Origin of the sequence: Flammeovirga aprica JL-4 (genome assembly GCF_012844305.1) — a bacterium.
Classification (GTDB): Bacteria; Bacteroidota; Bacteroidia; order Cytophagales; family Flammeovirgaceae; genus Flammeovirga; species Flammeovirga aprica.
In genome coordinates, this window is the sequence record NZ_JABANE010000002.1 from 92514 (window position 1) to 115214 (window position 22701).

Below are 22701 nucleotides of genomic sequence, written 5' to 3' on the forward strand. Positions count from 1 at the left end.
AAAGTTGAGACATAAAAAAAGAGCTCCGTAAAACAAAGCTCTTTTCCAACCCAAAAACTAACTATTTCTCATTGCTATAATCTTTAATAATTGATTCGTTAGATGAATCATATATATATCTTGACTTCAAAACGACGCTTTATCTATTTTGAAGATGTTCTCTCTGTGTGTTCTATATCTTATACACCTACCCCCTCCTTTCCCCTACCTTTTTTATAAAAAATAAATGTTAATTTTAATCTTTTTTTTACTACACATTCAAAGTCAGTGTTTTACATATCATTTTTCTTTAAAAATTTTTCATAAAAAGAAATTATTTTCTCCCATAAAACTCCTCTTCCTTCATTTTCATGGAGATAGAATAGAATAAATCATCACCTCTTTATTTTGGTTATTTTTTAAACATATTTTGATTAATTATTAAACATAATTATTATATTTACGACTACTCTCCCTTTGATAATTCTACTATACACATTCTACATTAAAAACATAAATAGGAATAATGACAAAAGACTTGCTGGGGAGACCTCAAAATAAATATGCGCTGATTGATTGTAATAGCTTTTATGCATCATGCGAAGTCGTATTCAGACCTGATTTAGAAGACAAACCTGTGGTGGTACTCTCTAATAATGATGGCTGTGTGATTGCTGGTAATAAAAAGGCAAAAGAACTGGGTTTTAAAATGGGAACTCCTTTCTTTAAGATGAAATCTGTGATGCAGAAACAGGAAGTGGCGGTTTTCTCTTCCAACTACGCCTTGTATGCAAGTTTATCTCAGCGTATTATGGCACTGCTCAGACAATACGGTTCTGCGATTGAGGTATATTCTATTGATGAGGCTTTTTTAGATCTTACCAACACAGAAGAAACTACTGGAATTGGGGCATTGATCCGTGATAATATAAAAAGCCAAACCGGTGTACCCGTAGCTGTGGGGATCGGCAGTACAAAAACATTGGCTAAACTGGCCAATCATATTGCCAAAAAAGATCCTAATTTTCCTGGAGTCTGTGAGTTGACATCGTACGAGGCCGACCGGAAGTGTATTGCACATTGGCCCATTGATGAACTGTGGGGAATCGGCCGACAGCATTGTAAGTCGTTGCAGGAACATAATGTGTTTACCATCGGTAGCTTTATGGACTTGCCAGAAGCCTATATCAAGAAGAAGTGGCATGCCCCGGTTTGGCGTATTTACAAAGAACTGCAAGGGGTAAGATGTCATACGTTCAAAGAAAGGCCTCCTGCTAAACAGGGCATAGGCACAGCACGAACATTTGCCCAACCTGTTAATGACTGGGCAAAGCTGAAAGAAATCATGTGTGGCTTTGTGGCGTCGGTTACGGAGAAACTCAGAAAGCAAAATAGTTTGACACAGCAGATCTCCGTTTTTGTGATGACGGACAAGCACAGAGAACAAAATCATTATTACGGAAGTGAGAAAATAAAACTTGATGTACCCACCGATGACACTGCAGTTTTAATCAAGGCAATGCTCTTTTTATTAAAAAAAGTTTTCAAGGAAAGACACAATTACAAAAAGGCTGGCGTTCACCTGACCAAAATCACACCCAATCATTCTTTTCAACAAACACTCAACAAAGTGCACAATGTAAATGAGGTTGAGAAAAAACACCAATTGCTAGGTACCTTAGATCGTATCAACAGACGGTATGGAAAAAATACATTAGTCTTTGCTTCTCAGCGCCTTGCCGCCCGTCAGCCTTTTGAGATGAAACAGGAAAATAAGTCCCGGAAATTCACAACAAATATTAACGAAATTGCTTTTGTTCTATAATTTTATTAGAAATAACTAAAGAAGTATACACACTTTAGATGTACCAAAAGGCTTAAAAATGGACTTTTATGACATAAATGAAAAAAACATTACGTAAGCAGTAACTTTTTCTATCAAATGCATTGCATAATTATAGGATTTTACTGACATTTGTAATGTACATTTCTAAGAAGGAGTTAAAAGGTATTAAACTTTCTCCTAATGATGGAACGAAAATCAAGTGAATTCAGTTAGATAAGTACAAAACAAAAAAGACATAAAGTACTCTTGATAAGTCAAGAGGATATTTATAAAGAACTCATTTTTAATTGGTTTTAGTTTTTAGCTAAGTTGTTAAAGGTCCTGCTCTATGAGCACGACCTTTTTCTTTTATATTTTGATTTTTTTAACACGAAAAAAAGGTTCAAACCCATAAAAAACAACAGATTTAAACCTTCTTTTAAGTATAAAAACAGTGTTATTCTACCCCTTTGGTGAGGTATTCTATAATAACCTCATGCTCAACTTTTATATCTCTTGCCAGCATTGATTGTGCTCCTAACATTACGGTACCGGCAAAAATCATTTTATTGACATCCCCATTGAAAAGGCTCATATAGGCATCTCTTATGTAAAGCATAAAAGGGTTTGCACCTCTTCCTTTTGATTCTAAAAACTGAATTAAGATTTGGTTGCTGTAAAAAAAGTCGATTTCAAAACGATAAAAGGCAGCGATAGTCTGTTCTAATTCTTGATATTGTTTTGCTTTTCGTTCTCCGATGAATTTTACGATCTCATCTACCAATCCGTATTCTCCGTCAAAGCGAGTATAAAAAACTTTGGTAGTAGTACCACAGTGCGCAGCTAACTTTCTCAGAGACCATTCTCCACCATCTAAAATGTATTGTATGGTCATCTCAACCATGGATTCTTTCGAGGGAGCTGCGTTTTTCCTAGTTTTAATCATTTTCGTGCTGATAATAATATTCGTAGTATTGTGAAGTCATATTAAAAAATGAAACATCGTTTCAAATATGATATTTTTTTAGCAAAAAACAAGTGATTTTAAGTAAAACAAGGTTGTTAAAAAGGTGATTTAAGTCCTATTAAGAAGTCTTTAACAAAAAAACTGGAGGACAATAAATATTTTTGTAACAAAAAGGAAAATAGACTTATGAAGGCAAAAGAATTACATCAGCAATTGACCAAAGCATTAACCTCAATCTATGATGGAAATGAAGCTCAGAGTATTGCATATATTTGGTTAGAGGAACGCCTTCAGCTGGATAAAGTGAACATCCTCTTAGATCAAAAAGAGATAGACGTTAAGGCTACAACATATGAAAGTGACTTGGAAAGACTGCTGGATCATGAACCTATTCAGTACATTATTGGAGAAGGGGACTTTTACGGAAGAAAGTTTTTACTCAATAAAGATACATTGATTCCAAGGTCTGAAACTGAGGAATTGGTGTGGCACATTTTACAAAACCATAAGGAAGGGTTGCTAATTGATATAGGAACAGGTTCAGGCTGTATTCCCATTTCATTGGCATTGGAAAGCAACCTTCAAACTATTGGGCTCGATATCAATAAAAATGCACTTGAAAAAGCGAAAAAGAATGCTGAAAAACTAGGAGCATCTACCCGTTTTTTCCATAAAAATATACTGGAAGAAAATCTCGACGACCTTGATCAGCCAGACATCATCGTCAGCAATCCTCCTTACGTTACAGAAGCTGAGAAAGCGATTATGAATGAAAATGTAGTCCGCTATGAACCTGATTTAGCCCTCTATGTTTCTGATGATAATCCTTTGATTTTCTATAGAAGAATTGCTGATCTTGCTCAAAAAAGATTAAAGAAAAACGGTTGGCTTTACTTCGAAATCAATGAACAGTTTGGGAAAGAAACGGAACAACTACTGCTGGAAAGAGGTTTTACAAAAACTGAAATCATTAAGGATTTCCAAGGCAAAGACAGAATAGTGAAAGGGATGATTTAGATTAATTTATTGTATTTCAATATAAAAAACACCACAAACTACAGTTAAATGCTGTAGCTTGTGGTGTTTTTACTTCCGAAATTAAAAGTACTATTTTAAGCTCTTCTAAAAATTTTCCTCCAAAAAATCCTCATAAACCAACTTTAAAAATTCCCTTTGTGCTTCTTCTGGAAATTGAGCGATGATTAACCATTCAAAATCTCTGAAACAGATCATTTTTAAAAGTGAAAACTCTTTATCTATGGAACAATCCAGTGTCAATCGCTTAAGCCTAATTTTAATAAGGCTTTTAATCATATCACCACTTTGAGGAACTGTAGGGTTTACCATTAAGAAATAGTCCTCCAAATCTCTTACAATTTCATCTATTACCTGTTGACGGTTTGCTAATAAATTTGCTCGGTTCAAAAAGCAGATATCGATCGTACCTTCTCCCCTTCCTTCTTCATCTACTCCTTGTATTTTACCATTTTCTTGAAAAGTAAAATAGTTTTCCACTTCATCTAATTCAGGATGTAAAAGTACCGGTTTTTCGTCCAACAATTCTTGAGCATCCAATTGACATCTGTCTTTATTAAAAACACCATTTTCCTCAATCGGAGCATTATAAACTCTTGGACCAAGAACTGGGAACTGATCTAATTTTCCCGGAGAAACATTACAATATCTACAAGAAGGCAAAAGGTTTGTCCATTCATAGCAAAGCCAATAATACCCTTCATGATCACTATCTTCTGCCACTCTTTTCTTTGGGCGGTAATGCTCTACTTCTGGTGCATGTTCGATGCTTTCGCAATAAGCACATTTATGGTGATACATTTCAGACAGTGTGTTTCTACCTGCTAAAACATCTCTTCCATTTATTCTCTTTTTACCCTTATATACATCACCCGAAATCTTGTCTTTTCCTATCTCTTTTTTGGCAATTTGCTCCCATTTTGAAGTAGTTGTAGGCCGTGTTAATCGTTCGGGTATATCAAGTGTTGCTCGTTGGTTATTGCTTCTCATTATTTTTTATTTTTGATAAAGGATTTCAGCATGTTATCTAACTCTGGATTTTCCTTTTTCGTTAGTTTTTTCTTTTTCTCGTCTCTTTTTATGATTTCATCATAAGTCGGTTCTGTTCTCACCTTTTTGTTTTCATCATGCTGAACAGAGAAAATATCCTGCAACCCAAAAATTGGTGAAGAGAGTATCGTATTAGGTAATAAAGAGGCAACTTGTTCTTCTAAAGTATAGAGACGCTCGATCGTAATCCCTTCTTCCAATGACTTTTGAACATTAAGAAAAATACTGCCTTCAGGTGCTCCCAGTAAAGGAATTGGGCTATGTGTAGAAGCAATAAACAGCACATTAGGGAAAATGTTGGACAAAATGGAAGGAAGTTCTTTTTGAAGTTTAGGGTGAAGGTACAGCTCCACTTCATCTATCAAAACAAGCCCTTTCATATCTCTGATATGTTTGATTTTATCTCCTTTAGAATAATCCAATAAGTTCAAAATCATATCACCAATCATGGCTATGATATTTTGATATCCGGAAGCTAATTCTCCAAAACTCAACCCTTCTTGTACTACATTGCCTTCATTGTCTTTTTCTGAATATAAAACGGTATAATCTGAGTCATCAGAAATTGTAATATCGTGTAGGTTCGGCAGTAATTCTTTGAATATATCTTTGACTTGATAGAATCTCTCTTCAAATCTTTTATCAAATCTCCATCGGCTTAACCCTTCACTCTCAATATTTCGTAATAGTGGCTCTACATCAAACAAACTCATTAAAGGGTTACGCTTTTTGGTACTACGTTCGCTCCCCATATTCAAACGGTTAGCTCCAAATCCAACCAAACGGTAATCAATATTTAACGCATCAAATCCTTTCTTGCTATTCTCAACAACAAATATTTCCTCTCTCTGATTGATACGAGTTGTAATTTTAGTACCTACTTTACTCGTGCTAAAATCATCAAGATAAATCCTTGTATTTTCATTATTCAAACCTTTCGCAATAGCTTGAAGCACTAACGTTTTACCGAATCCATTTTCTCCTGTCAAAAAAATCCATGATGCCTTATCTGACAAATCCACTTCTGCTTTTTTAATTGCTTTGAAGTTTTCAATTTTCAAATAACTTAAAGAATACTTTTCTGGACTCATATACTATGATTTTTTTGGAATGTTTGAATTGAAAATAAAGATAAAAGTCTCAAAAGGAATTTCAAAGCATAAGAATATCATCATAAACCTTGAAAGTCCGATTGAGACTTTTCTTTATTTAGTCAGTGGTGTTTTTACTTCCAGAAACAACCTTCTAAAAAGTCATTTCAAACTCACTTTCTCCCACCACTATATCATCCATTAAGGCCTCTACAACCACTTTTTCTTCCGTTTTCCCTGCTTGCACCAACAATAAAACTCTGCCTTTAGAAGTCATACAATGATCTGCTTTAAATGGATTAGTATTATTGGTAAGACCATTGTCAATCCCAATAATTTTCGCATTACCTTTTACTTTAAATCGGACTTCTTTATCGATATGCTTTACTGGGTTTCCGTTGACATCATGCAATTGAGCCACTACATGTACCACGTCTTTTCCGTTGGCTTTTACTGTTTGCTGATCAAGGTTCAACTGAGCAAATTGTGGTTTTTCAGCTGTTTTGATTTCGTATTCCGCTACAACACTACCTTTCGTTTTGGCCACTGCCTTTATCTTTCCTTTTTGATAAGGAATAATCCATTTTAGAATTCTATCTTCATTCTCTTTCAATGCCCTTTTGCCTAATGATTTATCATTGAGGAATAATTCTACTTCTTCTGCATTCGTATATGCTTCTATGTACACAGATTCATCGTTTTGGTAATTCCAGTGACTGTTCAGTGTCGCCCAATGCCATTTTGTAGGTCTCTTCTTCTCTGGGTTTTCTACAACTTTTCCATTTTCTAATAAATAATGAGACGCTTCTGTTTTTTGAGTACCGAAGTACACTACAGGTTTTTCCTGCCAGAACGTTTTGAAGAAATGGTAAACCGGATTTTTAAAACCTGCAATATCCATCAAACCAATATCTAGGGCTTTGCTTGGATAACCGCTTGTTTCACCCAAATAACTGATACCAGGCCATAAGAATACGCCCGAAATATAATCTCTTTCCAAACAGTCTTTCCATTCCTGCCACTGTGCAAAATTCTCTGAACCATAAATCACACGGTCCGGGTACGCTTCGTGATGAGCATCATAATGATGAGATTGGTAATTATAACCCGTTACATCCACGGCATCACAATAGCCTGTTAGGTTTCCTGCCTGAGGTAGTACTTCTCCGGCTGTAGAAGGGCGTGTGGTATCTTCTTCTTTGATCCATTGATGCAGTTGACGGGCCAATGCCACCAATTGAAGGTTTCCTCCACTTGTTTGATCCAATACTTTATTGAAGTCTGCTTGATTAGAAATGGCCGTTTTCCAATAGTAACCAAACGTCCATTCTATCTCATTACCGATACTCCACATTATCACTGAAGGATGGTTGCGGTCACGTCTGATCATGTCTTTCAAATCACGTTCCGCCCATTCTTCATACAAACCTGCATAACCTGTTGTTTTCTCTCCAAAGTCATATTTCCAAGCATTGGGCTTATCATCGATCCACTTGTTTTTATTGACCGTCCACTCATCAAATGCTTCTGCTTGCACCAAAAAGCCCATTTCATCACATAGATCCATAAAGTCAGCTGATGCAGGGTTGTGTGCCGTTCTGATGGCATTGACTCCCGCTTCTTTTAAGATACGAAGTCGACGTTTCCATACATCAATCGGAACGGCACTACCCACTGCACCTGCATCATTATGTAAGCACACACCTTTTAGTTTTTTATTTTCTCCATTAAGGAAAAAGCCTTTTTGAGCATCAAAACGAATCGATCTCACTCCAAAAGTAGTCGTGTATTCATCCAAAACTTCCCCTTCACTTTCCAATGTAGTCAGCATCTGATAAAGATTCGGGCTTTCATCTGACCAAAGGAAAGGTTTTTCAATCAGCAATTCTTGATTCAAACTATTCTCTCCTTCTTTCAATTGTATTTTCGAAGAAGTAGACTGTATTACTTTTCCTTTAGCATCCTTGATTTGTTGTGTCACCTTGATGCTTTTCGGTGATTTTTCCTCATTAATAATAGAAGTTTTAATGGCTACCTTACTTTCCACTTTACTCACTTCAGGAGTAGTCACAAAAGTACCCCAATGAGCAATGTGAACAGGATTGACTGTTACTAATTTTACATTTCTGTAAATACCACTTCCGGGATACCAACGTGCATCCATAAAGGCTTTTCGGTTGACCTTTACGATAATCTCATTGGCCGTCTCACCATAATTCAAATGATCTGTCAAGTCGATTTTAAAGGCCGCATAACCATAAGGTCTTCCGCCTACGTATTTACCATTGACCCAGATTTTTGAATCTCTATAGATACCATCAAACTCAATCCAAGTTTTCTTATTTTTTGCTTCAGAAGGCACAGTGAACGTTTTTTTGTACCACCCAATTCCGCCAGGAAGATAGCCTGTACACCCTGCTGTATTGTCGTGTGTATAGTCCATTTCTATACTCCAATCGTGCGGTAACGTCACTTCATTCCATTGTACTTTGTCCTTTTCTACCATTTCTGCATCGATAGAATCGGCCCAGTAGAATTGCCAATTTCCATTAAAATCAGCAGTGATTCTTGGTGATGTTCCTTTGGTATTGCATGCTCCAAGCAGTGCGAAAAGCAAAAACAAGAAGCTATATATTTTTATCTTTTTCATTGTTGTTTATTGTTATTATTGGGCGATAAATGCAATGGCTTGTCCGCCGCTAGTTGCCAATTTGATATCTAATTTATCCTTTGATGTCACTTTCTTTTTAGAGATTTCCACTGGATAAGGATTTGTGACCCAGTCCGCGTCTTTTCCATCTGCATAAATGGTAGCTTCATAGGTTTTATCTGGATCAAGGAAATCTAATTTTACCGTAAGCTGACGTGTATTTTCATCTGTGATACTTCCCAAATACCAGTTATCCGTTCCTCTTTCCTTTCGAGCAACTGTATAGTAATCGCCAATTTTTGCATTCAATACTTTCGTTTCACTCCAGTTGGTTGGTACATTTTTGAGGAATTCAAAAGCAGGTTTTCCCTTATAGTTTTCTGGTAAATCAGCTAGCATTTGAATCGGGCTGAACATCGTCAAGTAATAAGCTAATTGCTTGGCGACAGTTGTTCTTACACGGATTTCAAACTTGGCCCATTTTCGTTGCGGAAGCATCACTTCAAAAATACCCGGAGTGAAGTCAATCGGTCCGCCTAAAATTCTTGTAAAAGGAAGTACCACACCATGTTCGGGAGAATTACCTTTACTCCATGCGTTGTATTCCTGTCCTCTTACCCCTTCACGGGCCATGATATTCGGGTAAGTTCGCTGTTCACCTGTAAATTTGATAGGTTCATGATTAACAATAAGTAATTCGTGCTTTCCTGCTGTTTGAATCATTTTTTTGTAATGACGCACCATATATTGTCCATGGTGATGCTGTCTGTAAGTGTTCTTGTCATAGTCGTAATTCACATCACCCGTATACCCTACTTTCACGGTCTTAATTCCTAAGTCTCGACACATTTTGAACAGCGTATCCATCCTTGGTTCGTAATGATCTATATCCGAAATCGTCTCATGATACATCATCATCCTCACCCCTTTTTTCTTGGCATAGTCACACACCTCTTGAATATCAAAATCGCTTGTAGAAGTACTCCAATCAAAAATACCATAACCGGTCCACGAACCCGTCATATCATCCCAACCTTTGTCCCAACCTTCAATCAACACATCTTTAATTCCATGCTCTGAGGCGAAATCAATATGGTATTTGGCATTTTCAGTCGTAGCGCCATGCGGTCTTGTTTTCGGTAAAGGCTTCCCGAATTGTGTTTTCTCCGCCCAAGACGTTTTACCGATATGCAATTCCCACCAAATACCGATATAAGTATAAGTTTCTATCCAATCTGTATTCTTATAAACATTGGGTGGATTTAAATTCATAATCAGATTAGATTCTACTAAATCACCTGCATTCTCACCGATTTGCACCGTTCTCCAAGGACTCTGAAAAGGCGTTTTTGCTCTCACCAAATCACCATTCATCCAAGGCGTCAAGTGGGCTTTAAGATTCGGACCATTCTTTTGATTCAATAAATTCATTCCAGCATAATCCGTCAGGTCAGCTTCATGAATACTGATCACTAAATCATCACTCACTTCTATTGTCAAAGGAGTATTACACATATTTGCTCGCTCCTCTTTATCAGGTCTTCGGGCAAAATTCACCGTATCTCCAATGGAAGTAATCGGTGAGTTATAATACTCTTTTTCATAATTATCATAATCCGCAAAATTCCACCATGCTTTATAGTCTCCCGCAAAGTTGAACTCTGTTTTTTCATCCATAATAATAAATTCTTTCAGCCCTTCCTGCTCAGGAAAAACATAACGGAATGCGATACCATCATCATAAGCTCTCGCGATTAGATCCAGTAAAATACCACTTTGTTTTTGCTTCAAATGTAACGTCAATTCATTGTAATGATTTGTGATAGTCTGATGTTTTCCCCAAACCGTTTCCCAAACAGAAGAATGCGTCGTAGTGGAAGAAGATAATACTTCAAAGCCTTCACTCAAGTCTGTTTTTTTCAACGTAAAACCCATTACCGATTTTGACAAAACAGGGCGTCCAACACTTTGAATTTCATAAAAAACATTTCCTTTTTCATTGATGGAAAAGTGGATTTTGTTTTTAGCATCTGGAGATGAGACATCAAGTGTTTCGTTCTTTCCACAGGAAAAAAACACTAAAGAGAGTAACAGTAATAATTCAGATTTCATACTTTAATAGGTTTGTCAATTTAATACTCCAAAGTAAAAAAGCAGAGGCTACGAAAGCCGTACAAATACTATGAAAAGTCGGGTAGTTTTTGTCCTGTATGACTTTTGACGAATTATTACCTTATAATAATGGTGTTTTTTGGAAGTGATAGCAGAAGGTATCATAGAAATGAAAAGCCTCTTTTTAGTATCAATACATTAATTTCAGTTCGCTTGGTAGTAGTATACTCAAGAAAAATAATAATCTTACCATTCAGAATTGCAACTTTAATTTAAACAGCTCCTCTACTATGAAAAAATTGACTAAGCTACTCTTTTTACTCTTATTGTTTTTGACTCAAATCTCACTTGCTCAAGATTTCAGAAAGTTTGAAACCATACCACAGTATGCAAAGCAAGCCGTACTTTCTGAAAACTTCGATGACAATAGAAATGAATGGACCATTGTAAACTACTTATCGGATGAGGTCCGTGAAAGTAAAATTAAAAAAGGGGAATATCGATTAACCTCTTACTCTAAAGATGAAATGGTAGTAGAAATCAAATCAGGTTTTGGTTATACACAACTGAAAGATTTTGAAATTGAAACCAGTATAAAGCATGAGGACTTTCAAAAAAATAATGATAACGGATTGATATGGGGAATGTCTGCTGACGGACAAAATGCCTACGGAATTGGCTTTACAAGAACGGGTTATTATACAATTCAGCAGATGACCAATGGTGTTGAACATAATCTTGTGGAAAAAACCTATTCTGAGGTGCTTCATAAAGATGATTTCAACCATTTCTTAATCCGAAAAATAGGCGAATGGTATCACATCTTTATCAATAAACAATACGTCTATTCTTTTCCTTATCAACCACTACAACAAGATCAGGACATCACGGGTTTCTTTGCAGAAGGAACTTCAATAAGTGTGGATTACATTAGAGTTTCTAAGATCAATACAGATCAAATACAAACTTATACCCAACCGACACCTGAAGTAGCCTCACAACCTTCTAACAATAATGACGCTAGAGGATTGGTCATCACTAACCCAGTCAACACAAGTAATTATCAAAAAGCGGGTGATTATCATGCACTGATCATTGGTGTTCAAAACTATAAAGACAACTCTATCAATGACCTTCGCTTTCCTCTAAGAGATGCACAAAACTTCAATGACATACTGGTACAGAAATACGGTTTCCTCCCTAAAAATATCATTTTCCTTGCTGATCCTACCCGTTCGGAAGTACTTCAAGCACTGAATAAACTCAGACAAAATGTAAAGCATGATGACAATGTAATTATCTTCTATGCAGGTCATGGGTATTATGATCAAAAAGTAAAAGAAGGCTATTGGTTACCATCTGATGCAGTAGAAGGAGATGATTCCAATTGGCTCGCGAATGCCAACTTGAGTACAAAGCTAAAAGGTATCGATGCAAAACATATTCTGCTGATTTCAGACTCATGCTTTGGTGGCAGTATCTTCAAACCTTCAAGAAGTGCTTTTGCTGACGCGAATCGTTCCATTACCAATTACTATGAAAAAAGAAGTAGAAAAGGCATGACGAGTGGTACGTTAAAAACTGTTCCTGATGAAAGTGTTTTTGCGAAATATCTTCTTCAAAACTTGAAAGAAAATCGTGACAAGTTTTTAACCGCTTCAAAGTTATTTTATCGTTTTAATGATGCCGTAGCCAACAACAGTGAGAATGCTCCGCAGTTTGGTACGTTGCATAATGTAGGTGACGAAGGCGGACAATTTGTCTTTATCAATACGCAAGCGAAATAATATCAATTTACAGCTTCAATAGAAACCACCTTGATGTAAGCATTGAGGTGGTTTCTTTTTTAAAATGGATTTATGGAGGGGAAATAATTATCCATTTTGGAGAGACATTTCTACACAACACTTTATTCTGAAAGAAACTAACCTTACCCTACCTTTTAAAAAGCTTATTTTAATTCTTAAGAATTAGGGTGATGTTTCACTATCAAACTATTATTCACAACATAAGACCTATTTGACTACATAAAACACGTTTATAATAATGAAATACAAACAACGCAACTTCATATTACTCTTAGGTTTATTGGCCTCTGCACTCCAATTACAGGCACAGAAATTTTGGAAAGACAAGCAAGTCTATACTGTTGGAACTGAACCTCACGCCACGACACATTATCAATTTACGGATGAACAATCGGCTTTAGAAGGTGATTATAAATCCTCCGAATATTACAAAAGCCTTGCAGGAAACTGGAAATTCCATTGGGTGGAACGTGTAGCTGAAAAGCCGGAGGACTTTCATTTGCCTTCTTATAATGTGGAGGATTGGAAAGAAATTCCTGTCCCTTCTTGTTGGGAACGTCATGGTTATGGTACGCCCTCGCATAGAGGTATTGGGATGTTAGTAAAAAAAGAAAAAATCCGTATTCCGAATGTCCCTGATTACAATCCCATAGGAAGCTATAGAACCACTTTTGAGATTCCTGAAAATTGGGAAGAAAGACAGACGCTCCTTCATTTTGATGGCGTTTCTAGTGCCTTTTACCTTTGGATCAATGGAGAAATGATCGGCTATGATGAAGATGCGATGACAAGTTCAGTTTTCAATATTACCCCCTATCTAAAGAAAGGAAAAAACACCCTAGCAGTGCAAGTCTACCGATGGACGACGGGCAGTTATTTTGAGTCAGGTGATACTTGGACGTTTAGCGGAATATTTAGGAATGTGTATTTACAAAGTCGTGCAGGTGTACAGATCAGAGATTTCTATTTGACTTCTGACTTAGATGAAAACTATAAAAATGCGACGTTCAATGCCAAAATCAAGGTATTTAATAATACAGACATCATAGCCAAAGGACATAAAGTAAAAATTGCGTTGTATGATGCTGACGGTACTTTGGTACATGAATCAGGTGATAAAAGCCCGAAATTAGGTTGGCGTATGGGAAACTTGGGAGCCGAAAGCGTTTTAGACTATTCTACGAAGATCGAAAATCCTAAACTATGGTCGGCAGAATACCCGAACCTTTACACGGTGGTATTGTCACTTTTAAATACAAAAGATGAAGTGGTAGAAGTAACTAGAACGGCTTTTGGATTCCGTGAAGTGAAAATCGAAAACTTACAGCTTTACGTCAATGGAAAATCGATCAAAATCAAAGGCGTGAACCGTGGTGAATCACATCCTGAATTAGGAAAAACGTTGACAGAGGAATCCATGATTCAAGACATCAAATTGATGAAGCAACACAACATTAATGCCGTCCGTTCGAGTCATCATCCTAACGATTCCCGTTGGTATGCTTTGTGTGACCAATACGGGCTTTATGTAATGGACGAAGCATTGGAAACTCCCGATTATTTTATCCGAAATAACGGCGTACCGGGCAGTGATATTAGTTGGATGGCAACGGCATTAGACAGAGCCGTAGCCATGGTAGAACGAGCTAAAAACCACCCTTCCATCATTTTCTGGTCATTAGGAAATGAATCCGGTTGGGGACAAAACTTCGCTTTATTGAGCGATTACATTCGTCGTTTTGATGCTACTCGACCAATCTCTTATGACGGTAGAGAAACAGACTGTTGGACCACCAAAGACTACTTTGATATGAACAGTTCGATGTATCCGTTTATTGAAAATACTGAAAACCTGAAGCATTGGAAGAAGTTAAGTTTTTGGGCAGAACCAAAATACAACAAGCCTTATATCATGATTGAATATGCTCATGCACAGGGTAACTCATTAGGTAACTTCACGGATTATTGGAATGTAGTTGAAGAAAATCCATCGTTTTTAGGCGGTTATATTTGGGATTGGGTCAATCAAACCTACAATGAAAAAATGCCTGATGGAAGCATTCGTCAAAGTCATAAATTAGATTATCATCCTCTAGACTCACTTCCCGTTGATGGTGATTTCTCCCATATTCTAGAATTAGAAAACGAATGTGCAAAAGGAATTGTCTTTGCGGATCGAAGCCTAAAACCTTCCATTTACGAAGTAAAAAAAGCACAACAATACATTTCTATCAAAGCAGATAGCAGTAAGGAAAATACATTCCTAGTTCACAATAAACACGCATTTACCAACCTCAATAACTTTGCAGGAAGTTGGACACTTCTAAAAGATGGTAAAGCAGTAAAAGTTGGAGAGATCCCAGTTTTAGATTTAGCACCTGAAGCTTCAGAAACCTTCACTCTATCACTCCCTAAAATGGATAAAACGGCTGAATACGCACTCAACTTTAGTTATAAATTAAAAGAAGCGACAAGCTGGGTAGAGGTAGGATATGAAGTCGCCAAAGAACAAATTCTCCTTCAAAAAGCATCTCCGAAAGTAGATAAAGTATCAGGAAAAATTACTTTATCTGACAACGGAAATAAGGTATTGCTTAATGGTAAAAACTTCAGTATTCATTTCAATAAAACAACAGGAATTATCGAATCCATCTTATCCAATAATAAAGAAATCATTGCTCAAAATGGGGACATCAAAGGACCTGAATTGAACGTCTACCGTTCGTCGATTGAGAACGACAGACTGTTTGTCAAAAGCTGGGATGACGCTGATCTAAAGCAATTAAAAAGAAAGATAGTATCCTTCCAATCCGAACAAATCTCCAAAGAACTTGCACGTGTGAATGTAGTCCATGAATACCTTTCTGATTCTGGAAGTATTCAACATGAATGCACCTATGAAATTAGTGGAAACGGCACCATCAAAATGGATAATAAGGTCACTCCAACAGGTTTTGAAATGATGGAAACATTGCCAAGAGTTGGTTTGAAATTGGGGTTAGTAGAAGGATTTGAAAATGTGAATTGGTACGGTTTCGGTCCTCACGAAAACTACCCCGACCGTAAAGAATCCGCTCACTTGGGCATCTACAATTCAACGGCAACAGATCTCTTTGTTCCTTACGTTGTACCCCAAGAAAACGGTGCCCGATCAGGAATACGTTGGGTAGAGCTTTCATCCAAAAAGAAAACTTCCTTGAAGGTAAAATCAGATACTCCGTTTATTTTCTCTGCCCTTCACTATGATGCGAAAGATTTGGATAAAGCCTGTCGTCCTGCTTTCCTCCAAGAGAGAAAAGAAACCATATTGTGCATCGATGCTCAAATGCTCGGACTTGGTAATGCGAGTTGTGGTCCGAAGCCTTTGAAGGAATATTGGGTACCAGTGAAGGAATATGCGTTTTGTTTTGTGATGGAGTTGTAGGGATGTTGCATTGCAACGTCCGCTGAACCACCATAATAAAGATTAAACAAATAGTGTTTAGAAATCAGGAGATTTCTGATGATCAATAGGACACGAATGACGCTAGCGCTTAACATTCGCGCCAGTGGTACCACTCCCTAGCGCAAGAGTTAAGCGACAGCGTCTCTTGTGCTTTCAAGATCTTCAGAAGTCTCTGACTTCTAGCCAAAAACCGTACTTTTAAATTATTAAAGGTGCGGTTTTCTTCATTTCAAAAGCATCACATAAAAACGAACCTGCATCTTATGGTTTGCGTGGACGTTGCAATGCAACGACCCTACAGAAAATATCTAATGCTTATCTCCTCTAAAAACATACACAAAGCGGGTACAAAGTTGAACTTTTTATGCATTTACAGGGGGTAAATGTGTAACAAATACATTTCTCTCTCGGATTTAAAAATAATATGTGTTATTGCATTCATATTTAAAATACTTATTCATATTTGAAGTAAACAATGCAACAAAATCCAATAATCGGTACTTTATTACATGCAGTGGGAGGCGTTTCGGCATCTACTTGTTATGTACCTTTTCAAAAAGTAAAGCAATGGAATTGGAATTCCTATTGGTTGATTCAAGCCGCTTTCGCTTGGTTTATTTTCCCTTTAGTTATTGGTTACATAACGGTACCTGATTTATGGGAAGTCTTCGCAGAATCGCCTTCTGAAGTGATCTTCAATGCTTTTATTTTAGGAACGATTTACGGTTTTGGAGGCATGTGTTTTGGATATGCTATTAAAGAAATTGGGTACTCCCTTACTTATACCATTTCTATTGGAATCTCAGCCATTTTGGGTACGATCGTGCCGTTGATTATGCATGGTGAATTGGTTTCTAAATTCTATGAACCGGGTGGAAATATTATTTACTTAGGAATGTTTATTTCTCTTATAGGTATTGCACTTTGTGGGGTTTCGGGCTATAGAAAAGAAAAGGATCTTAAAGCACTAAATATTGAAACAGGCGACCAACCTTCTTTTAATATGAAGAAAGGTTTTATGCTCACTTTAATTGCCGGTGTGCTTTCGGCGGTCTTTGGTATCTCTTTAGAAGTAGGTGCTCCAATTGCTGAAATCGCAGGAAAACATGGGGCTGGTTATTTCGAAGGAAATGCCAATCTGATGTTATCGACAATGGGTGCTTTTGCGACTAACCTTGTTTGGTTTGTGGTGGTAGGAATTAAGCAAAAAACATTAAAAGAAATTGTGGATGTAAAAGGGCTTGGATCAAAAACAATCGGCACCAACTTCCTAATGTCCATTTTAAGTGGTGCATTATGGTACGGACAATTCTTCTTCTACAATATGGCCCATGTGAGAATGGGTGATTTCAAATTTGCCAGCTGGGTGATTCATATGTCAATGCTCATTTTCTTCAGTTACATCTTGGGTATTCTAATGAAAGAATGGTCGCAAGTAAGCAAACGAACTTACAATACATTACTCTTTGCCTTGGGTATACTTATCATTTCTTTCTTAACCATGACTTACGGAAGTAGCATGGGGACTGAAGCAATAGGGCATTAATAAAAGATACAATTAGACTAAAAATATTAAACTGAAATGAAAAAATTAAAAGGAATTACTTGGAACCACAGCCGTGGATTTACCTCAATAGTAGCCGTTTCACAGCGTTTTGAAGAACTATATCCTGATGTACAGATCTCTTGGGAGAAAAGATCACTTCAAGCCTTTGCTGATGAACCAATAGACCAACTGGCAGAAAGATATGACTTCTTAATTATCGATCACCCTTGGGCCGGTTTTGCTGCCCGAACTCAAGTGATTATGCCTTTGGATACATTGCTTCCACAAGATTTCATGAAAGATTTGGAAGAAAATACGGTGGGTAGATCACACGAAAGTTACGCTTACAATAATCATCAATGGGCATTGGCAATTGACGCGGCAACTCCAGTTGCTTCTAGCCGTCCGGACCTTTTTGAAAAAGAAGGATTAAAGTTTCCTGAAACGTGGGATGATTTAGTAGAGTTATCGAAAACTGGAAAAGTGGCGATCCCTGGTATTCCTCAAGATACATTAATGAGTTTCTACATGGTTTGCTCTACGTTGGGCGAAAATGTGTGTGAAACAAAAGAGTATGTCGTTTCAAAAGAAATTGGATTGAAAGCACTTCAGATGCTTCGCGATTTAGGAGAAAATATTAAAGAAGAAAGTTACGATTGGAACCCTATCAAAGTTTGTGAGGCCATGACCAAAACAGACGATTATGTGTACGCTCCTTTCGGATATGGATATACAAATTACTCTCGTGAAGGCTATGCTCGTGTTCCTTTAAAATATCATGATATGGTGGCCATCAACGATCAAAAACTGATCAGTACATTGGGCGGAACGGGCTTGGCTTTATCTTCTAAATGTGAAGAAAAAGAATTGGCTTCGAAATTCTTGGAGTTTGCAGGTTCTCTGGATGTTCAGAAGGGTATTTTCTTTGATAATGGTGGTCAGCCCGGACATAGAAAAGCTTGGACGGATCAGAGAGTAAACAGCAAGTGCATGGACTTCTTTAGCGATACACTTCCTGCTTTGGATCGTGCATTTTTACGACCACGTTACAACGGGCACATGTACTTCCAAGATAGAGCCGGTGCACCGATTCGTGAGTTTATGATGAAGGGTGGTGATTCTAAAGTACTCTTGTCACAATTAAATGAATTGTACATCAAATCGCTTTCTCAAAATGACTAATTCAAAACCATTAGAGGGCCTTTTGGTGTTGGAATTCTGTCAGTTTTTGGCAGGTCCATCCGCAGGTTTGCGTTTGGCAGATCTGGGGGCTCGTGTGATCAAAATTGAACGTCCAAATCATGGTGAAGCAGGTCGTCAGATAGCTATTAAAAATTTAAGAGTGGATGGAAGCAGTTTGGTTTTCCATACCCTCAATAGAAATAAAGAATCTTATGCCGCCAATTTAAAGGATGCAGAAGATCTACAAAAAGTAAAAGAACTTATCGCCAAAGCAGATGTGATGACCCACAACTTCCGTCCGGGTGTGATGGAAAAAATTGGGTTGGACTATCCTACTGTCAAGGCGATCAACCCACAAATTGTATACGCGACTGTTACTGGTTATGGTACTGAAGGTCCTTGGTCTGCGAAACCCGGACAGGACCTTTTAGTACAGTGTATGTCGGGCTTGTCACACCTTACGGGTGATAAAAACGACGGCCCTACTCCTTTCGGATTGGCGGTCGCTGATATCATCACAGGGTCACATATGGCACAAGGGATTTTAGCCGCTTTGCTTAGAAGTGCGAAAACCAAGAAAGGTGCTTTCGTGGAAGTGAGCTTATTAGAATCAATGTTGGATTTCCAATTTGAAGTCATCACCACTTACCTCAACGATGGAAATAAACTTCCTCAACGTGCAGAAAAAGGATCAGGACACGCCTACCTCAGTGCTCCTTATGGAGTGTATGCTACCAAAGACAGTCATATTTCTTTGGCAATGGGAGGCTTTGAAAAGCTAGTTGAATTGCTTGATACAGATCAATTAAGAGGGTATTCAGAAGAAGAAACGTTTACGAAGCGTGATGAAATTATGAATACACTTCGTGAAATACTGGCCACCAAAACAACTCAGGAATGGTTAGATATTTTCGAACCCGATGGAATATGGTGTTCGGCAGTTCTTGATTACGAACAACTGTTACAACATGAGGCTTATAAAGTATTGGAAATGGATCAAAAACTACCACTTGATACAGGCGAGTTTATCCATACTACACGTTGTCCTATCCGCTTAAATGATGAGAAATTATTTGCATCAAAACCGGCTCCTAGAGTGGGTCAAGATACAGATGCGATTGCCAAAGAGTTTAACTTATAAAGACAAAAATATGCTTCCATTAAAAGATATATTAGTAGTTGATCTAAGCCAGTTTTTGTCTGCTCCTTCAGCTACACTCCGATTGGCAGATCTTGGTGCTAGAGTCATCAAAGTAGAACGCCCCGAAACAGGTGATATCTGCCGTCAGCTTTATGTTTCCAATGTGATGCTGAATGGTGAGTCTTCTGTTTTTAGAGCTATCAATAGAAATAAAGAGAGTTTTCAAGCCGATTTAAAATCGGATATCGATAAAGAAAAAGTACTAAAGCTTATCGCGAAAGCGGATGTTTTAGTACACAATTTCAGACCGGGTGTCATCGAACGTTTAGGGTTGGATTATGATACGGTAAAAGCAATCAACCCTTCGATTGTTTATGGAGACATTTCTGGATATGGATCAGAAGGACCATGGTCGGCCAAGCCGGGGCAAGATCTTCTGTTGCAATCTTTATCAGGGGTAACATGGCTGAGTGGTAATGCCGACAAAGGACCGGTACCTATGGGTATTGCGATCGTTGATATCTTGGCGGGTGCTCACTTAGCACAAGGTCTTATCGCTTCCTTAATCAAAAGATTCAAAACTAATCAAGGAAGTAAGGTTTCAGTAAGTATGTTGGAGTCTATTCTTGATTTCCAATTCGAAACCATCACCACATATTATCACGATGGTGGCGAACCTACGGTAAGAACAGCAAGCAATAATGCACATGCTTATTTAGGTGCTCCTTATGGGGTTTACGCTACTAAAAACGGTCATTTGGCTTTGGCTATGGGTGCCATTCCTGTATTGGGAGAATTACTGGGTTGTCCATCATTAACAAACTACCCTGAGCCTGATACTTGGTTTACACAAAGAGATGAAATCAAGAATATTCTAGCCGATCATTTATTGACTGAAACTACTGAACATTGGCTTTCAATCTTAGAACCTGCCGATATCTGGTGTGCGGATGTATTGAATTGGGACACCCTTTTCAAACACGATGGTTTTAAAGCCCTCAACATGATTCAGAAGGTAAAAATGGGCGATGGATTCGAGTACAAAACCACTCGTTGTCCCATTAAAATTGATGGAGAATACCTCACATCAACTTTAGGATCTCCAGCAATTGGAGAACATACTCAGGAAATTTTGAAAGAACTAAACGCTTTGGATCATGAAGGAAAAGTTGAGAATTGCTGTTCGTAAATTCGGACCTTTTGAAAGTGCTCTCCAAAAGATTTGGGACGACTTCTGCTCACAACGTGCATGTGATGTAGAATTGGAAGCAGTACCAATGGACTTGCATCCTCTTTATGATACTATTTTAAAAGAGGATGGTTTGAAGAAAGGCGATTGGGACATTGCATTAATGAACACCGATTGGATTACGGAAGCTTACAGCAATAATGCCATCGCTGATTTAATGCCTTTTATGGGTAATGATTCCTCTGCTTTGGAAGAGGCATGGAGTCCTTCTCTTTTAGGAAAGCAACGCTTCGGAAATGCAGTAATGGGACTTCCATTTCATAACGGCCCTGAGTGCTTAATGTACAGAACAGACCTTTTTGAAGATCCAAAAGAACAAGAGGCTTTCAAGAAAAAATACAACAGAGCACTGACGGTTCCCAAAACATGGAACGAGCTGATGGAAGTCGCTTCTTTCTTCCACCGTCCTCAAGCAGGTTTATACGGAACGACTTTCGCCGCTTATCCTGATGGTCATAATACCGTCTTTGATTTCTGCCTTCAGTTATGGACAAGAGGTGGACAATTAATCACTGAAGATGATAAAGTAGTACTTCATTCAAAAGCAACTGTTGAAGGCATGAAATTCTACCGTAAAGCTTTACAAAACAAAGAGGCCATTCACCCTAAATCAAGAGAGTTTGATTCTGTAGAAGCCGGTTTAGCATTCGCCAATGGTGAGTTAGCCTTAAGCGTCAACTGGTTTGGCTTTGCCGCCAACTGCGAAGTGAGTCCTTATTCTAAAGTAAAAGGCAAAGTAGACGTAGCTTACATCCCTGCCGGAGAAGGTGGTGAAGGTGTTTCTCTCAATGCCTATTGGATGTACGTAATTGGAGCAGGCAGTAAGCATCAACAATTGGCTTACGACTTTATTCAATTTGCTACTTCAGCAAAAAACGACGAGCTCTTGACTTTAGAGGGAGGCATCGGATGTAGAGTTTCGACTTGGAGAAGTCCAAAGGTCAATCAAGAAATCCCTTATTATCATAAACTAGAAGAACTGCATCAAAACACCGAATCACTTCCTCGAATGAACAATTGGTCGCAAGTCGCAGACATCATCGACGAGTTAGTGCTGAAGGTAATCAATACAGAAGAAGACATCGAAAACATCTTAGCCACTGCACAGGAGAAAGTGGATCAGCTGGAACTTGTGAATACATAATATAATACAAGAATATTGCGTGCACCACGACTAAAGTCATGGGCTAGTGATACCAACTCCAACAACACTAAAGTGATGTTTCCGCTTTTTTCTTTCACAGTAAGTACTAGGAAAGAAGAAAAGGGACAATTTTAGATTGTTATTTTTTATTCTAATCGAGACAGATTTGAAGAGCATAGCCATAGCTACGTGATAAAAATCTAACGATGAGTAGGACAAAAAAGATAAGATAAAATGTCCAATTACTTTTTTCCTAGTACTTAAGTACTAAGACAAAAGAAATGGAACAATAATTACGCGCACCATGACTGAAGTCATGGGCAGGTGATACTGACTCCACCAACACTAAAGTGTTGCTTACGTTATCAATCTTCAAGACTTTAGTCTTGATTAGATTGTTGTATCACCTGCCCATAGTTTTAACTATGGTGCACGAAACACTCGTTTACTTCTGTCCTAGTACTTAATTAAATCAAT

General features: G+C 37.7%; 14 protein-coding genes. 9 read left to right on the top strand and 5 right to left on the bottom strand.

The genetic code is table 11. The features are described from left to right. Positions 1-505: 505 nt before the first annotated feature. Positions 506-1804: a Y-family DNA polymerase gene (locus HHU12_RS01125; protein ID WP_169654300.1), complete on the top strand. Its 1299-nt coding sequence runs from the start codon at positions 506-508 to the stop codon at positions 1802-1804. Positions 1805-2261: 457 nt separating this feature from the next. On the opposite strand, the gene HHU12_RS01130 is transcribed toward HHU12_RS01125, so the two are convergent. After that, a complete protein-coding gene (locus HHU12_RS01130) occupies positions 2262-2750 on the bottom strand; it encodes a hypothetical protein (protein WP_169654301.1) in 489 nt (162 codons plus the stop codon). A 207-nt stretch (positions 2751-2957) separates the two neighbouring features. Here HHU12_RS01130 and prmC point away from each other — a divergent pair, with 207 nt between their 5' ends. Continuing rightward, positions 2958-3788, top strand: coding sequence for a peptide chain release factor N(5)-glutamine methyltransferase (prmC, locus tag HHU12_RS01135; protein WP_169654302.1), 831 nt, complete (start codon positions 2958-2960; stop codon positions 3786-3788). A 105-nt stretch (positions 3789-3893) separates the two neighbouring features. Here the strand turns inward: prmC and HHU12_RS01140 are convergent, their stop codons facing one another. From HHU12_RS01140 to HHU12_RS01155, 4 genes are all read right to left on the bottom strand, one after another. Then, positions 3894-4796 (bottom strand): HNH endonuclease family protein, encoded by a 903-nt coding sequence (locus tag HHU12_RS01140; protein WP_169654303.1) that lies wholly within the window; start codon positions 4794-4796, stop codon positions 3894-3896. Continuing rightward, positions 4796-5947 (bottom strand): AAA family ATPase, encoded by a 1152-nt coding sequence (locus tag HHU12_RS01145; RefSeq protein WP_169654304.1) that lies wholly within the window; start codon positions 5945-5947, stop codon positions 4796-4798. Before HHU12_RS01145 ends, HHU12_RS01140 begins: the two co-directional genes overlap by 1 nt. A 154-nt stretch (positions 5948-6101) precedes the next feature. Next, positions 6102-8597: a glycoside hydrolase family 2 TIM barrel-domain containing protein gene (locus HHU12_RS01150; protein WP_169654305.1), complete on the bottom strand. Its 2496-nt coding sequence runs from the start codon at positions 8595-8597 to the stop codon at positions 6102-6104. 15 nt (positions 8598-8612) lie between these two features. Then, on the bottom strand, positions 8613-10709 hold the full coding sequence (locus HHU12_RS01155; RefSeq protein WP_169654306.1) for a glycoside hydrolase family 97 protein: 2097 nt from the start codon (positions 10707-10709) through the stop codon (positions 8613-8615). 290 nt (positions 10710-10999) lie between these two features. On the opposite strand from HHU12_RS01155, the gene HHU12_RS01160 reads away from it, so the two are divergent. The 7 genes from HHU12_RS01160 (at position 11000) to HHU12_RS01190 (ending at position 22224) form a co-directional block, all read left to right on the top strand. Next, positions 11000-12496: a caspase family protein gene (locus HHU12_RS01160; RefSeq protein ID WP_169654307.1), complete on the top strand. Its 1497-nt coding sequence runs from the start codon at positions 11000-11002 to the stop codon at positions 12494-12496. 259 nt (positions 12497-12755) lie between these two features. Further along, positions 12756-15941 (top strand): glycoside hydrolase family 2 TIM barrel-domain containing protein, encoded by a 3186-nt coding sequence (locus tag HHU12_RS01165; protein ID WP_169654308.1) that lies wholly within the window; start codon positions 12756-12758, stop codon positions 15939-15941. A gap of 496 nt (positions 15942-16437) precedes the next feature. Beyond that, positions 16438-17508: an L-rhamnose/proton symporter RhaT gene (locus HHU12_RS01170; protein ID WP_169654309.1), complete on the top strand. Its 1071-nt coding sequence runs from the start codon at positions 16438-16440 to the stop codon at positions 17506-17508. A gap of 36 nt (positions 17509-17544) precedes the next feature. Further along, positions 17545-18690, top strand: coding sequence for an extracellular solute-binding protein (locus HHU12_RS01175; protein WP_169654310.1), 1146 nt, complete (start codon positions 17545-17547; stop codon positions 18688-18690). Beyond that, a complete protein-coding gene (locus HHU12_RS01180) occupies positions 18683-19831 on the top strand; it encodes a CaiB/BaiF CoA transferase family protein (RefSeq protein WP_169654311.1) in 1149 nt (382 codons plus the stop codon). Before HHU12_RS01175 ends, HHU12_RS01180 begins: the two co-directional genes overlap by 8 nt. Positions 19832-19841: 10 nt before the next feature. After that, entirely contained in the window at positions 19842-21020 is a 1179-nt protein-coding gene (locus tag HHU12_RS01185) for a CaiB/BaiF CoA transferase family protein (RefSeq protein ID WP_169654312.1), read from the top strand. Continuing rightward, a complete protein-coding gene (locus HHU12_RS01190) occupies positions 20989-22224 on the top strand; it encodes an ABC transporter substrate-binding protein (RefSeq protein WP_205959741.1) in 1236 nt (411 codons plus the stop codon). The genes HHU12_RS01185 and HHU12_RS01190 overlap by 32 nt, the downstream gene beginning before the upstream one ends. Positions 22225-22701: the final 477 nt, after the last annotated feature.

Coding starts and splice junctions, on each gene's coding strand:
- prmC (WP_169654302.1), top strand. CDS start 2,958: ATGAAGGCAAAAGAATTACATCAGCAATTGACCAAAGCATTAACCTCA.
- HHU12_RS01190 (WP_205959741.1), top strand. CDS start 20,989: ATGAAGGAAAAGTTGAGAATTGCTGTTCGTAAATTCGGACCTTTTGAA.
- HHU12_RS01150 (WP_169654305.1), bottom strand. CDS start 8,597: ATGAAAAAGATAAAAATATATAGCTTCTTGTTTTTGCTTTTCGCACTG.
- HHU12_RS01185 (WP_169654312.1), top strand. CDS start 19,842: ATGCTTCCATTAAAAGATATATTAGTAGTTGATCTAAGCCAGTTTTTG.
- HHU12_RS01165 (WP_169654308.1), top strand. CDS start 12,756: ATGAAATACAAACAACGCAACTTCATATTACTCTTAGGTTTATTGGCC.
- HHU12_RS01130 (WP_169654301.1), bottom strand. CDS start 2,750: ATGATTAAAACTAGGAAAAACGCAGCTCCCTCGAAAGAATCCATGGTT.
- HHU12_RS01160 (WP_169654307.1), top strand. CDS start 11,000: ATGAAAAAATTGACTAAGCTACTCTTTTTACTCTTATTGTTTTTGACT.
- HHU12_RS01125 (WP_169654300.1), top strand. CDS start 506: ATGACAAAAGACTTGCTGGGGAGACCTCAAAATAAATATGCGCTGATT.
- HHU12_RS01175 (WP_169654310.1), top strand. CDS start 17,545: ATGAAAAAATTAAAAGGAATTACTTGGAACCACAGCCGTGGATTTACC.
- HHU12_RS01170 (WP_169654309.1), top strand. CDS start 16,438: ATGCAACAAAATCCAATAATCGGTACTTTATTACATGCAGTGGGAGGC.
- HHU12_RS01140 (WP_169654303.1), bottom strand. CDS start 4,796: ATGAGAAGCAATAACCAACGAGCAACACTTGATATACCCGAACGATTA.
- HHU12_RS01180 (WP_169654311.1), top strand. CDS start 18,683: ATGACTAATTCAAAACCATTAGAGGGCCTTTTGGTGTTGGAATTCTGT.
- HHU12_RS01145 (WP_169654304.1), bottom strand. CDS start 5,947: ATGAGTCCAGAAAAGTATTCTTTAAGTTATTTGAAAATTGAAAACTTC.
- HHU12_RS01155 (WP_169654306.1), bottom strand. CDS start 10,709: ATGAAATCTGAATTATTACTGTTACTCTCTTTAGTGTTTTTTTCCTGT.